Origin of the sequence: Cystobacter fuscus (assembly GCF_002305875.1) — a bacterium.
In the GTDB taxonomy this organism is placed as follows: Bacteria; Myxococcota; Myxococcia; order Myxococcales; family Myxococcaceae; genus Cystobacter; species Cystobacter fuscus_A.
This window is the reverse complement of record NZ_CP022098.1, coordinates 8,998,952-9,012,167: the sequence shown is the minus strand read 5'-3', so window position 1 is coordinate 9,012,167 and position 13,216 is coordinate 8,998,952. Positions and strand designations below refer to the sequence as shown.

The window sequence follows — 13,216 nt, the reverse complement described above, 5'->3', positions numbered from 1 at the left end:
CCCATGGGGTGCAGTTCTCGTATTATCGAGAACAGTACTGGTTACGGCGGAAAATAATCTGGTTCTGGATGCTTGCCCCTTGGCTGCTTGACAGGCCGCGCCGGTTCCGGATTCGGATTCAGCGAGCTGCTCGAGGGGCTCCATGCCATGGAGCAGGAAGGCGAGCGGATGATGTTCCGCTTCCCCCAGTCGCCGGCTAGAGCAGGGGGACGCCCGCCCCAGCCGAGGCCGTCAGGAGCACACTGCGGAAGCGCTCTGGCGCGCTCACCGCGAGCTTCTCGACGCCCACGTCCACCAGGAAGGTCAGCCGGGACAAGGGGGTCACCCGCACCCCCACGGTGCCACCCCCGCCGGCGCCCACGCCCGTCACCAGCGTACCGCGCAGGGCGATGCGCGGCTGGATGAGGCCGCGACCCAGGAGGTAGCCCAGCTCCAGTCCCATTCCCCACCGGCCAGCGGGTCCCGGAAGCAGTCGCGCGCTGGAGTCCAGTCCTCCGTAGCCCAGGTTGACCCCCACTCCAAACCCCCGGGCGCCCTGGCCCAGCATGTCGACGTAGCCGAAGACCTCCGGGCGCAGCCGGAAGGAGGTGTCCGGCCCGGACCGTATGGCCTGATGCTCGTCCTCGTGCCTTGCCTCGTCGGGTCGCGACGGCTCGGCTACCACCGTGCTCCGTTGCTGCTCGGCTGCCCGGGCCTCGGCTTCCGCCCGGAGCCGCTCGGCCTCCACGTCCTCCCGAGCCAGGTCCGCCAACGCCACGAAGTCAGGAGGAAAGCGCCTGGTGTCCACCCGCTGCTCGGGGTGGCGCCGCGCGAGCTCCTCGAGCTGCGCGCGGGCCTCGTCCTTCATGCCGAGCGCATGCATCGATGCGGCGAGGTAGGCACGCGCGAGCGCCTGCTCCTTCGAGGAGGAGCTCGGGTCGTCCGCTTCCTGCTGAAGCTTGTCGATCGCTTTTTCGTACTGGCCACGCTTGTAGAAATCGACGCCGCGCGGCTGCGACCACGCGGCCAGCGGGGCGAGGAGGACCATCAGGACAAAGGCACGCGGGGACATGGAAAGACACGGCTCCTGACGGAGGGAGGGCTCTAGTCCTCGAGCTGACAGGTGACCTCGAGGAGGGTCTGCTTCCCCGGGCGAATATTGAACTCCTGGCGTCGCTTCTGGATGGCGGCATTGTCGCGCAGCTCGAGCGCATGCGTGCCGACGGTCAGGAGCATGTCGTGCAGCGGGGGCATCTTCCCCATGTAGCTGCCATCCACGTACACCTCGGCCCAGCACTCACTGACCAGGGTCAGGGTTCCCTCCCCGGAAGGAGTGTGGTTCTTCTCGGCGGTCGGGGTGCTCCGGACCATCCGGGAGGAGTCGGGGCTGGTCTTCGGCGGGACCGGGGAGGGCACCTCTCCCCCTCCGAGGATGGACACCGCGGTGGGTGCTGTCGCGAGCTGGGTGGACGGCGCGGCCAGGGGCTTGGGGGCGGGTGGGCGAACAGGGCTCGTCTGTTTGGAACTGGTGGGCTCCGGGGCCTTCGGCGTGTGGAGGAACAGGGTCGCTCCCAGGCCCACGAAGAGCATGATGACGCCTACCGCCACCCGTCGCACCGTGTGCGAGCCGGGGCTCGGCGCGCGCTCGAGCCGATCGGTCATGACGGCCCGCGTGTCACGAGGCGGAGTGGTTCGCCGGGTCGCGGTGGGCAAGGGCTCGGGGACCGCCGGACGCGACCCGGACAGGGTCCTCGGTGCGGCCCGTGTCTCCGCGACGGAGGAGACGCGCCCCGAGCGCCTGCTGCTCGGAGAGCGCGGAGCCGCCGCCCGGGCGGCCCCTTGCCGGACCTGGGCCCGAGGAGCCGGGAGGGGCTCCGGCGCGCTTCGGGGAGGGGTGGTCACCCGGGTCGACTCCGTGGCGAGCGTCCGGGAGATGAACTTCAGCTCGCGCGCCACCTCATCCGCCGAGGCCGGTCGCTGCTCGGGCTTCTTCGCCAGCAGGCGCAGGACGAGCATGTCGAGCTCGGGCGGCAGTCCTTCCACGAGGGACGACGGCGCGGGTGGCGGCGTCTGCACCTGGTGGATGGCCACCTGCATGGGCGTCGCCGCCTGGAAGGGCAGCCGTCCCGTGAGCATCTCGAACAGGATGATGCCCACCGCGTACAGGTCCGTGCGCGGGCTCACCTCCTGCCCACACGCCTGCTCTGGCGCCATGTAGTCCGGCGTGCCCACGATCATGCTCGCGCGGGTCTGGGGCGTGGCGGAGTGGGGCGCCGCGGCCTGCTTGGCCAGGCCGAAGTCGAGCACCTTCATGTACTCGGTGCCGTTGGACTCCTGCACCACGAAGAGGTTGCCCGGCTTGAGGTCTCGGTGGATGACGCCCACGCCGTGCGCGGCCGACAGCGCGCCGAGCACCTCGAGGATGAGCTGGATGGCCTCGGCGGGCGGCAGCGCGCCCCGGTCATGGAGGACCTCGTCGAACGGACGCCCGGTGAGGTACTCCATGATGAGGTACTGGCCGAGTCCCGGGAGCGTGCCGAAGCCGAAGATGTCGATGATGCCGCGGTGGCGGATGGCGCTGGTGGCGCGCGCCTCCGCGATCAGGTCTCGCGAGCGGACGCCCTCGGAGGAGTCGGGGCGGATGAGCTTGATGGCGACCTTGCGGCCGATGATGGGGTGCTCGCCCTCGTAGACGACGCCCATTCCTCCGCTGCCAATGCGCCGGCGCACCTCGTACTCGCCGATCCGCTGGCCCACCACGACGTCCCTGACGACGGTGGCCTCCCACACCCTCTCGGATTCGTCCAGGGAAGGCGGCGGTAGCTGGCGCTCGTCGCGCATCACCATCTCATCGTCGGAATTGCTCATACGGCCGCACCTCCTGGGCAATGGCTGTCGTGCGGAAGATCCGTCCGTGGGGACGGGACCGTGAAGGGGAGGAGATCGTCGCGCAACGTGGTCCCCCACGTCCACTCCGCCTCCTCCGAGGCGGGGACCCTTCCCACTTGCGCCAGGACGCCAACCCTTTTCACTCACCGAGTGGTGGGAGCAGCCCGCGCGTGGTGCCTCCGTGGGGTGGACCCGTGCTGAGAGTCTTTGCCAGACACCTGGAGTGCGGCGGGCGGGGGCAGGCGGCCAGGTGGCGGGCCGGCGGGCTGGTGCGAAGCCGCGACAGCGAGGGCCTAGCGCCCGTGCCGCGTCTTGTACTCGTTGCTGGAGATGAGGGCCTTCACCACGTCGCTTCGTGTCGTTCCCGTTTGCAGTGCATTCACGTAAGCGGCGAGCCCGGAGGCATCGGGATCCCTGCCCAACAAGACCGCGTATGCATAGGTGACGAAGTAGGTGTTGGACATCGCGTTCAGCGTCGAGGCGGGGGTGTAGTTCCCCGTGGCGAGCCTGTTGGTGCGGTACTCGTTGGAGTCGAGGAAGGCGACCTGCACTTGAATGCGGGTCATGGAGCCATTGGTGAGGGCGTTGGTCCAGGTGGTCAACCCCGTCGCATCGCCCACGCGCCCCAGGAGGATCTCGTAGAGGTACTTCACGTAGTCCGCATGGGTCATCGCGTTGGCGACCACGGGAGGTGGCTGTCCACCCGCCGCGGCCTGGTTCGCGTTGATCTGCGCATCGGTCAGCAGCCCGCGGCTGGTGATCGTGGTCCTCTCCGCCGCGCTGAGGCTTCCTCCAGCGAAAGCAGATGCCAGGAAGAGGTGGACCTTGGGCGTGTTGAGGTCATACATCAATCCGAAGCGGCTCTCGGACATCGAATTGAGCTCCGGCTGATCCAGCAGCTCGTAGAAGGAGACCGACTCGATGTTGACCTTCGTCTGGGACAAGATGATGTTCAGGTGCTTCGTGATGCCCCGGAAGCAGGCCTCGGTCATCGGCTTGCCGGGGAGGTTCTCGTACGGGGTCCTGCCGCCATAAGGCGTGTTGGGGTCTCCCGCGTAGACTTCCGCGCAATTGAACTCATTGATCCTGACGGGCTTGTTGAAGCGGACCATGTTGGCGAAGAGCCCACCAGTACCGAACCAGGGGTCCGTGTCGAGGCTCGTCTGCTCCGCCCAGGGATAGATGTGATAACCCAGGACATCGAACTCCACGCCTTGCGAGACCATGAAGTCGATGAAGCCATAGCCACGGCCGATGAACCCCAGGATGATCCGCAAGGGAACTCCGGAGCTGGCCCGGACGTCCCTGATGGCTCGGGACATCCCACGGTTGACGGCGGCTTCACGCAGGCCACAGTCGTTGTTGTACGGTGACGCATCCATGGCGGACGAGCCAGGCGCGATCCGCAGTTGCCGCTCGTTCTGGATCTCCCAGTCCCGGATCAGATGCTTCATCTGATTGACGATGTTCCAGGTGGCATCATAGGCCTGCTGTTCCGTGGCCTGGGTTCCACAGGTGTAGCTGTTGTTCTTCGGATCGTACAGCATGGCTTCCAGCTGGATGTTGCGCTCCTTGAATGCCGTCACGACCTGGGTGAGCCAGTTGATGTCCGACTGGGGGGAGATGTCCAACCGGACGGAGCGGATGTTCCTCTGGCTCAACACCAGCGCCGTTTGTCTGGCCTGATCCACCGTGCGGACGTGCGCTGGATGAAGATTCACTCCATAGGTCAGTGCTTGGGCCGTTGAAGACCACGCGAGGACCAGCAGGCCCAGTGCTGAAAGCAGCTTGAATCGATTCATGGTTCTCCCTGGAATAGCGGTTTCACCAGCTCTTTCTCATGTTTCTTATTTTACATCAATTTTGTTTTTGTCCATACTTCCCGTGGCGCGCCGCGCGTTCGGTCCGGCCGGTGGGTGTGGGCAGTACCTTCTCCTTCACCCTGCTGCTGCAATCGCCACCCCATTGGCCCCTGGAGACACGTCAACCAGGATGAACCAGACATTTCCGACTGCGTGAGCGCGCACGGCTCAACAGCCGGAGGGCCAGCAATTGAGCCCCTGTTCCGCGCTGCCTAGCTTTCGCAGCACCTCGGGTCTGCCTTCTGAGTAATACATGAGAGCAATGACTCGGGGCCACTGCCAGCGGGAGTCGTCAGACATGCTCATGAAGAAAACCATGTGTCGTGGTGCCGTGCTCGCCTTGTTCGCGGCTCTGGGTGGGTGTGGGGCTCCGGAATCGGGCGGGGCTGAAGACAGACGAGACATGACTCGAGGGCCGGCGACGTCTGGTTCGGCCTTGCGTGACGGTGAGACGCCTGGTGCGCCGTCCTGGGCGGTCACCGGGAGCATGCAGTTGCCGCGCCTGTATCACACCGCCACCCTGCTGCCCTCGGGCCAGGTGCTCGTGGCGGGCGGCTTCAATACCACCACGGAGGCATACGAGCCGAGAAATGGAGAGTGGTGGCGGTCGGCCAACATGCTCACCACCCACCGCTCGCACACGGCGACGTTGATGCCCGATGGCCGGGTGCTCGTGGCGGGCGGCGGACGGCACCCTCGCACGGGGGTCAACGCGGAACTGTACGACGAAATCACGGTCTCGTGGAGCCCCGCGGGCAACATGCTCACGACGCGCTTCGGCCACACGGCGACGCTGATGCCCGATGGCCGGTTGCTCGTGGTGGGGGGCACCGACAAGGAATTCGGCGGGCGCGCGCTGAGCTCGGCGGAGCTGTACGATCCGGGCACCAGCACCTGGACGGCCACGGGAAGCCTGGGCACGGCGCGCACCCATCACACGGCGACGTTGCTGCCCGATGGGCGGGTGTTGGTGGTGGGTGGGGATGACAAGGGAAGCCGGAGGAACGCGGCGGAACTGTATGACCCGAGCACCGGGACATGGTCGTCCACGACCAGCATGAGGGCGCCTCGCACCTATCACTCCGCGACGCTGCTGGCCACGGGCCAGGTGCTCGTGGCCGGAGGTGATCCGGATGGGCGCAATGTCTCGGCGGAGCTGTACGACCCGAATACCCAGACGTGGTCGTCCACGGCCGGCATGAACGCGGCACGGCGCTATCACACGGCGACGCTGCTGCCCGATGGCCGGGTGCTCGTGACGGGTGGCTACCATGACAACGGCGGCATCCACTTCTCCGCGGAGTTGTATGACCCGGCCACGGGGACCTGGAGCTCCACGGCCAGCATGAACGTGGATCGCTTCCAGCACACGGCCACGTTGCTGCCCGAGGGCTCCCTGCTCGTCGTGGGCGGTGCCGGCAATCACGATCAGTCTTCCGCCGAGCTGTATGTGACGGAGGCTCCCGTGGTCCAGGAGTGAGCCAGGGCTGGCTGCCCGTGGCTCACGGTCCCGAGTGAGTGAGGGGAGGGGCCTCGTGCGCCACGGGCACGACGAAGGAGAAGGTACTTCCGTGGCCAGGCTCGCTCTCCACCCAGATGCGCCCTCCGTGCGCCTCGACGAGCCCCTTGGCGATGGACAGCCCGAGCCCGGCCCCCCGTCGATCTCCGTGCCGCATCTGCCAGAAGCGGTCGAAGAGGTGCTCACGGGCCTCGGGGGGAATTCCCGGGCCGGTATCACTCACCCAGAAGCGCACCACCGCTCCCTCCGCCCGGGCGCCGAGCGTCACCCGGCCCCCGGGCGGGGTGAACTTCAGGGCATTGCCCAGCAGGTTGGAGAAGACCTGGAGGATTCGTTCCCGATCCACGCGCACCGCGGGCAGCACCTCGGCGATGTCGGTGCTCAGTTGGAGCCGCGAGGCCAGCGGGCGCGCCTCCTCGAGCGCTTCCTGGAGGAGTGACTCCGCGGGCTCCGGATAGGTCTCCACGGCCAGCTTGCCCGCCTCCATGCGGCTCACGTTCAGGAGATCCTGAATCAACCGGTTCATGCGCTCCACGGAGCTGCGGATGATGCGCAAGGGAGCCTGGAGCTGTGGGTCGTTGGCGATGGTCCGCTGTCTCAACAACGTCTGGGCACTGATGGAGATGGCGTTGAGCGGATTGCGCAGGTCGTGCGCCACCACGGCCAGGACGTCGTCACGCGCCTGGGTGGCTTCCCGGGCGGTCCGGTAGAGCCGGGCGCTCTGGATCGCGAGCGCGGCCCGGCGCGCCAGCTCCTCTCCCAGCCGCAGGTCTGCCTCTTCATACGCGTGGCGGGGAGCACAGGAGACGAGCACGAGCGTGCCCAGGAAGTGTCCGTGAACCAGCAGTGGCAGGCCCATGAGCGAGCGCGGGTTCAGCTCGAGCAGGAGCCGGAGGTGCTCCTCGCTTCGGGCGAGGGACTCGAGGCTCGCGGAGGACACATCCGACAGCACCCAGGGCCGCCGCGGCTCCAGCGGGAACGAGAGCAAGGGCGGGCCCCGCCGATCGAGCGCCGTGCGCTCCATGGCCTCGACGAGTGGAGCCTTGTCCGCATCGAGATGCACGGCCTTCAGCCGCCGCGGTCTCCAGTCCTCGGCCTCCAGGGAGAGGAGGCAGCAGTCCGCCAGGGAACCCACGGCCAGCGTGGCGACGTTCGTGAGCGTCTGCTCATGGTCCAGCGTCGAGGCGAGGCGCGCGCCTACCTCGCTCAGGAATCGGCCCTCCCACTCGCGCCTCTCCACCTCGGAGGGCAAGGACTCCTCTGGTTGTCGGGAGCCGAGCAGGACCCCCACGCCCAGTGCCAGCGCCACCAACACCGCCACCCACGGGAAGCTCCATCCCTCCGACTGCCTGGGGGAGGTCACGACATTCACCAGGGCAAGGGCTCCCAGGAGGACGAGCCCCGAGAAAATCACCTTTCCAGCGGTCTCCCAGGGGAGCCGGCGCATGTCCTGTCCCTCCCCCATGAGAACTCCCGACCAGAGCGACTCTGGTCTCCCTCAAGATGGAGTGGGTGGAAAGTCTTTCCAATCCCAGGGCACGCAAGGGGCAGGGGCGGGCAGGGCGGCGCCAGGGCCTCCTCCACCCCGCGAAGACAATCCTCGTGACTATGTTTGGTTCTCAGGAGGCGCGTGCCAGGGAATCATGGAACAAAGCCAGCCAGCGGAGCTTCGCTTCCTTCGCCTGCTCGGGTCCTATCTCGCCGAGCAGATGGCGGGGGACCTGCGGGGCACCCTGCGCCTCCTGGATGAGGCCTTGGCGCAGGGTGTTTCCGTCACGGAACTCCAGTGTCAGGTGATCCAGGCGGCTCAGCGAGAGCTGGGCCGGCTCTGGCAGCAGGGGGAGATCGGCATTGCCCAGGAGCACCGGGCCACCGCCGTCTCCCAGGTGGCGCTCGCCCACCTCTTCTCTCGTGCCCAGCCCTCGCCCTCCCGAGGAGTGAGCGTGGCGGTGGCCTGCGTCGAGGGGGAGATGCACGAGATGCCCACCCGCCTGTTGTCCGACTTCCTGGAACTGGCGGGCTTCACCGTGATGTACCTCGGAGCCAACCTTCCCACGCACAGCCTGGTGGGGCTCCTCGAGCGAGAGCTGCCAGACGTGCTGGCTTTGTCGGTGACGATGCTTTTCAACATTCCCGCCCTTCGCAGGGCCGTCGCGGAGGTTCGCGAGCGGCTGGACCCCGCTCTGCCCATCCTCGTGGGTGGCCTCGCCATCAATGCGCTCCCTGGGCTGGCAGCGGAATTGGGTGTGCAGAGTTCGGGCCCCACCCCGGCCGAGCTGGAATCCGCCGTGCTGCGCGCGGTAGCGCGACGGCTCCATTGAGTCACGTGGGGGCCACCGCTCCTGGTCCGCGTCGGGGAAGTGGCAGCCCGGGCTCGTTTCGTCTCGGACGGCAGGGTAATCAATTATCAAGTCCAGGGCGTTGGAGGGTGGAGTTTCCGCTCCCTCACGTCGTGGCAGTTTGATGGAGGAAACTTTAGCGATTCTGGCCTGTCCGGAATTAGAGACGGTCCTACTCTCGCCTTCCCCTATCTGATTGAGATCAGGGAGAAAGCGCAGGTCTGAACTTGGGACTCTTGTCTCTCAGAAAGAGCAGCCTTTCGCTGCTGGGTATTGGGTTGATGGCGGGCGCCGCGGCGATCACCCTTCCTCAACAACCATGGCCCACGCCATGGCCACGGCCGTACGAACAACAGAAGGTTTCCCAGGACCTCGTGGTCAAGTACGCCACCAATCGTATCTGCCGGACCATGGAGCAGGGCGAGTGCACGCAATGGGATGACGTGAAGTTGCGCTCCTACAATGGAGGGCTCGTCGGACCGACCATCGAGGTGCGGGCCGGAACCACCTTGAGCATCCTCCTGGACAACCAGCTTCCGCCGGAACCTCCCCCGGTGGAGGCGGGGCTGCTCCATCCCACCCCCAACATTCCGCACGGCTTCAACACCACCAACATCCACACCCACGGGCTGCACGTGTCTCCCGTGGGAAACTCGGACAACGTGCTGTTGGCCATCGGTCCCCAGAAGCGTTTCGAGTATGAAATCAAGATTCCCGAGGACCACCCCGCCGGGACCTACTGGTACCATGCCCACAAGCACGGCTCGGTGGCCTTGCAGGTCTCCAGTGGCATGGTCGGCGCCATCATCGTCCGCGGCGACATCGACGAGCTTCCCGCCATCAGGAATGCCCGGGAGCGGCTCTTCGTGTTCGAGCAGATCCCCTATGTCCTGAGGGAGGATCCCGAAGCGCCGGGCAAGCAGATCAACATGGTGGAGAACTACGACCCGTTCATGCCGGGAGCCTGGGAGCGGTCCGGCCTGCGCACCCTCATCAACGGGGAGCTCATGCCCACCATCAAGCTGAGGCCGGGCGAGGCGCAGCGCTGGAGGTTCATCCACACGGGCACCATGGAGGCTCTCCGGCTCCGACTCGAGCGCGAGAGCGATCCGCGGGCCGTGATGACGCAGTACCAGATCGCCCACGACGGCATCACCACCGGCCGCCTCGACGCGGTCCAGGAAACGGAGATGTTTCCCGGCTACCGGGTGGACGTGATGGTGAGGGCCGGTGCCGTGCAGGAGACCTACCTGCTGGTGGATGAGGCGAGCGCTGTCAAGGACTCGCTGCATGGCCAGGAGGAGTCGCGCAAGGTCCTGGCTCGCGTCGTGGTGGAGGGCAGGAGCGGCGGCATGATGCCGCTGCCCAGCGCGGCCGATCTGGCCAGGCTGGTGCCCTTCTCGCCCATCAAGGACGAGGAAGTCACTGGCACCCAGGAGGCGCACTTCGATGTGGATTTCAGCGTCGTCCCGCCCATGTTCATGATCAACGGCCGGCCCTACGACCCGAACGAACCGCCGCGCCGGCTCCAGTTGGAGTCGGTGGAGGAGTGGCACCTCTCCGCCTCACAGGCACTGGGCCATCCCTTCCACATCCACGTCAATCCCTTCCTGGTGATGCTGGGCAATGGAAAGGACGTCTGGAAGGATACCCTCTTCATGCGGCCGGGCGAGGCCTTCCGGCTGCGCACCCGCTACAGGCGATACATCGGGAAGTTCGTGCTGCACTGCCACATCCTGGACCATGAGGATCTGGGAATGATGGAGGTGGAGGAAATCGTCCCGCCCGGTTCGATGAGCAGTAGCGAGCACCCCCACTGACTCCGGCACCGGGCTGCCCTGAGCGTTTGACTCGGGCAGCCCGGTGCCCGGCCCCCTTCTCCATGCGTCCGCCGCTCAGGCCGGGGCGCTGGAGGTGTGAGGCCCGGAGGATGTCCCGCCAGGCGAGTGACCCGAGGTAGGTCCTGTCTGGGGTGATGAACGCCCTCGCTCCGCGCAACCGCCTTCCCTCTGACGGAACCTGCCCGGCACGGAGCTGCGCAGCGGCTTCGGGCCGCGGCATGGGCGGGCGGCGGATGGCCGGAGCGCGGGCCACCACCCACCAGCGGTGACTCTGGCCAGCTTCGCTGGCTTCCGCGGTCCACGGGCGCCTGGCTTGTTCGGGAACCACTCGAGATGAAGGAGCTGTCCGTCCGGGGCGCGCGCCCGCCCTCATCGGGCATGGCAGGGCATGTCCACGCTCACGTTCAGTCCGGCCACGAGGGCCCGCCATCTGCTTTGGGGGTCAGGCCCGTCCTCCCGGCCGCGCACCCGCTCGAGGCGCGCTCCATCGGGAAGTCCGTGCCGCACTGCACCGCCACATCCTGGAAACAGAACCGGGCTGCCCTGGAATCGGGGCTCGGGCAGCCCGGCTCATGGACTTCACGCGCTGCGCCGCTCAGGCCGGGGCGCTGGCGGTGAGCGCTTCGGTGGAGGTCTCGTCGGCGAGCTCGAAGGCTTCGTGCAGCAGGCGGATGGCGTCGTCCGCGTGTCCCGACCCCAGCAGGCAGCTCACCCGCAGCTCATTCACCACCAGGCCCGACACGGCGATGCCCTGCTGGTTCAGGACGCGGCACAGGCGGGCGGCGATTCCCGGATCCGAGCGCAGGCCGATGCCCACCAGCGACACCTTGGCCAGGTTCGACGACACCCGCAGCTCACGGGCGCCGAGCCGTTCGGAGAGCTGCTCCAGGTGGGGCTGCATGCGGAGCAACTCTCCCTCCGGCAGGGTGAAGGAGATGTCCGTCCGGGAACGCTCCAGGCCGCAGCGGGTATGGCAGAGCATGTCCACGCTCACGTTCAAGTCGGCCAGCAGGTCCGTGACCTCCAACACCTGATGCGGGCTGCACTCCACCCCGAGCAGCTCCACCCGGGCCTGCCCGCGCTCGCACGCCAGTCCGGTCAGTTGCCGGGCCTCGAGCACCTGCTCCCGGGCGACGATCCGGGTCCCTTCCTCTTCCGAGAACGTGCTGCGTACGTGCACGGGTACCTCGTATTTCATGGCGATCTCCACGCTGCGCACCTGGAGCACCTTGGCCCCCAGGGACGCCAACTCGAGCATCTCTTCATACGCAATGGTGTTCAGCTTTCGCCCGGAAGGACAGACACGGGGATCGGCCGTGTAGACACCGTCCACGTCCGTGTAGATTTCACAGACGTCCGCCTTCAGCGCGGCCGCCACCGCCACCGCGGTGGTGTCCGAGCCACCGCGCCCCAGGGTGGTGATGTTGTTGTCGGGATCCACCCCCTGGAAGCCCGCGACCACGACGATCTTCCCCTGGGCGAGGGCCCGGCGGATGGGGCCCTGCTCCACCCGCTGGATGCGGGCTCGGGAGAAGGCGCTGTCCGTGAGCACTGGCAGCTGGTGCCCCAACAGGGAGAAGGCCTGTCCGCCTTCCGCCTGGATGGCCAGCGCCGTCAGCGCCACCGACACCTGCTCCCCCGTCGAGGCGAGCACATCCATCTCCCGCGAGTCCGGCAGGGGAAGCACCTGGTGGGCCAGCTTCAACAGCCGATCCGTCTCGCCGGCCATGGCACTGACCACCACCACCACGTCGTTGCCCGCCTGCTGGCTGGCCAGCGCCATGCGGGCGATGTTGCGGATGCGCTCGATACCCGCCACCGACGTTCCCCCGAACTTCTTCACGACGAGGGGTCGCCGGTGGTTCTGGTACGCCCGCCCCCCCGGAGGGAGGGGGCTTATGACCGTGGGCTTCATTTCACGACCTCTTCCACCACGGGGGACCAGCGCACCTGGGGAGCGCGGTCGGGCAGGCTCCAGGTGCCACCGGACTCCGGCACCACGGCATGGTTGCCCAGGACCACCTCCTGCAGCTGGCTGAGCGTGGCGCGGGCGGACTCCCGCTGGAAGATGTTGCGTCCCACACACAGCCCGGTGGCGCCGCAGCGCACCACCTCCTCGGCCATCATGAGGATCTCCGCCTCCGAGCGCATCGCTCCCCCCGCGAAGAACACGGCGGTGTGCTCCCGGATGCCCTCGAGCAGCGTGGGCATCAGCGCGAGATCATCCGGCGCGGCCAGCTTGAGCGCGTCCGTGCCCAGCTCCACGCACGCGCGCATCAGGTGCTTGAGCCTGTTCACGCGCTGCTCCTGCGCGTCGCAGGGGACCTTGTCGTAGAGCATGGTGAGCACGGGCAGGCCGTACTGCTGGGCCTCGTCCACCACCGACCCGAGCTGGGCCAGGTTGTGGGCGTCGTTCTTTCCATCGAAGTTGAGCTGCAGGGAGACCGCGTCCGCCCCGAGGCGGAGCGCCGCCTCCACCGAGGTCAGCCGCTCCTTGCGGTCCGGTGTCGAGGCCAGCGACATCATGCCATTGAGGTGGATCATGACGCCGATGCCCTTCAACAGACCATGGCTCCCGAGCCGCTCCACCATGCCCTTGTGGGCGATGATCCCCGTGATGCCCGGATGACCGATCCAGCGCGAGAGCTGCTCCACGCTGGCCAGGCCTTCCACCGGTCCAATCGTCAGCCCATGATCCATGGGGACGATGATTCCCCGTCCGCTCCGCCGGTCCACGAAATGTGACCAGCGGATGCGCTTGGCTGTTCCATTCATGATGTCAGTCTC

General features: G+C 67.1%; 9 protein-coding genes. 3 read left to right on the top strand and 6 right to left on the bottom strand.

Features of this window, described 5'->3' with window-relative positions:
• Window positions 1-196: 196 nt before the first annotated feature.
• The 3 genes from CYFUS_RS36395 to CYFUS_RS36385 all read right to left on the bottom strand — a co-directional run bounded on the left by CYFUS_RS36395 (window position 197) and on the right by CYFUS_RS36385 (window position 4,670).
• A complete protein-coding gene (locus tag CYFUS_RS36395; RefSeq protein WP_095989393.1) occupies window positions 197-1,051 on the bottom strand; it encodes a tetratricopeptide repeat protein in 855 nt (284 codons plus the stop codon).
• 32 nt (window positions 1,052-1,083) lie between these two features.
• Window positions 1,084-2,847, bottom strand: a complete 1,764-nt coding sequence (locus CYFUS_RS36390) for a serine/threonine-protein kinase (protein ID WP_095989392.1) — start codon at window positions 2,845-2,847, stop codon at window positions 1,084-1,086.
• 314 nt (window positions 2,848-3,161) lie between these two features.
• Complete coding sequence (locus tag CYFUS_RS36385) at window positions 3,162-4,670, bottom strand: DUF4214 domain-containing protein (protein ID WP_095989391.1); 1,509 nt, start codon at window positions 4,668-4,670, stop codon at window positions 3,162-3,164.
• A 463-nt stretch (window positions 4,671-5,133) separates the two neighbouring features.
• On the opposite strand from CYFUS_RS36385, the gene CYFUS_RS36380 reads away from it, so the two are divergent.
• The gene (locus CYFUS_RS36380) at window positions 5,134-6,210 is read left to right on the top strand and encodes a Kelch repeat-containing protein (RefSeq protein ID WP_198316260.1); all 1,077 of its coding nucleotides are present in this window, start codon (window positions 5,134-5,136) and stop codon (window positions 6,208-6,210) included.
• Between the two features lie 22 nt (window positions 6,211-6,232).
• On the opposite strand, the gene CYFUS_RS36375 is transcribed toward CYFUS_RS36380, so the two are convergent.
• On the bottom strand, window positions 6,233-7,696 hold the full coding sequence (locus tag CYFUS_RS36375; RefSeq protein WP_198316259.1) for a GAF domain-containing sensor histidine kinase: 1,464 nt from the start codon (window positions 7,694-7,696) through the stop codon (window positions 6,233-6,235).
• A 196-nt stretch (window positions 7,697-7,892) separates the two neighbouring features.
• Between CYFUS_RS36375 and CYFUS_RS51965 the strand changes: the two genes are divergently transcribed.
• A complete protein-coding gene (locus CYFUS_RS51965) occupies window positions 7,893-8,570 on the top strand; it encodes a cobalamin B12-binding domain-containing protein (RefSeq protein ID WP_198316258.1) in 678 nt (225 codons plus the stop codon).
• Between the two features lie 392 nt (window positions 8,571-8,962).
• The gene (locus tag CYFUS_RS36360) at window positions 8,963-10,408 is read left to right on the top strand and encodes a multicopper oxidase family protein (protein ID WP_232537007.1); all 1,446 of its coding nucleotides are present in this window, start codon (window positions 8,963-8,965) and stop codon (window positions 10,406-10,408) included.
• A gap of 616 nt (window positions 10,409-11,024) precedes the next feature.
• Here CYFUS_RS36360 and CYFUS_RS36355 read toward each other — a convergent pair.
• Both CYFUS_RS36355 and CYFUS_RS36350 read right to left on the bottom strand, forming a co-directional pair.
• A complete protein-coding gene (locus CYFUS_RS36355; protein ID WP_095989387.1) occupies window positions 11,025-12,344 on the bottom strand; it encodes an aspartate kinase in 1,320 nt (439 codons plus the stop codon).
• Window positions 12,341-13,204, bottom strand: a complete 864-nt coding sequence (locus CYFUS_RS36350; RefSeq protein WP_095989386.1) for a class I fructose-bisphosphate aldolase — start codon at window positions 13,202-13,204, stop codon at window positions 12,341-12,343. Before CYFUS_RS36350 ends, CYFUS_RS36355 begins: the two co-directional genes overlap by 4 nt.
• Window positions 13,205-13,216: the final 12 nt, after the last annotated feature.

Bases quoted from the DNA above. Each gene is read 5' to 3' on its own strand.
- CYFUS_RS36395 (WP_095989393.1), bottom strand. From the start codon at position 1,051: ATGTCCCCGCGTGCCTTTGTCCTGATGGTCCTCCTCGCCCCGCTGGCC.
- CYFUS_RS36390 (WP_095989392.1), bottom strand. From the start codon at position 2,847: ATGAGCAATTCCGACGATGAGATGGTGATGCGCGACGAGCGCCAGCTA.
- CYFUS_RS36385 (WP_095989391.1), bottom strand. From the start codon at position 4,670: ATGAATCGATTCAAGCTGCTTTCAGCACTGGGCCTGCTGGTCCTCGCG.
- CYFUS_RS36380 (WP_198316260.1), top strand. From the start codon at position 5,134: ATGACTCGAGGGCCGGCGACGTCTGGTTCGGCCTTGCGTGACGGTGAG.
- CYFUS_RS36375 (WP_198316259.1), bottom strand. From the start codon at position 7,696: ATGCGCCGGCTCCCCTGGGAGACCGCTGGAAAGGTGATTTTCTCGGGG.
- CYFUS_RS51965 (WP_198316258.1), top strand. From the start codon at position 7,893: ATGGAACAAAGCCAGCCAGCGGAGCTTCGCTTCCTTCGCCTGCTCGGG.
- CYFUS_RS36355 (WP_095989387.1), bottom strand. From the start codon at position 12,344: ATGAAGCCCACGGTCATAAGCCCCCTCCCTCCGGGGGGGCGGGCGTAC.
- CYFUS_RS36350 (WP_095989386.1), bottom strand. From the start codon at position 13,204: ATGAATGGAACAGCCAAGCGCATCCGCTGGTCACATTTCGTGGACCGG.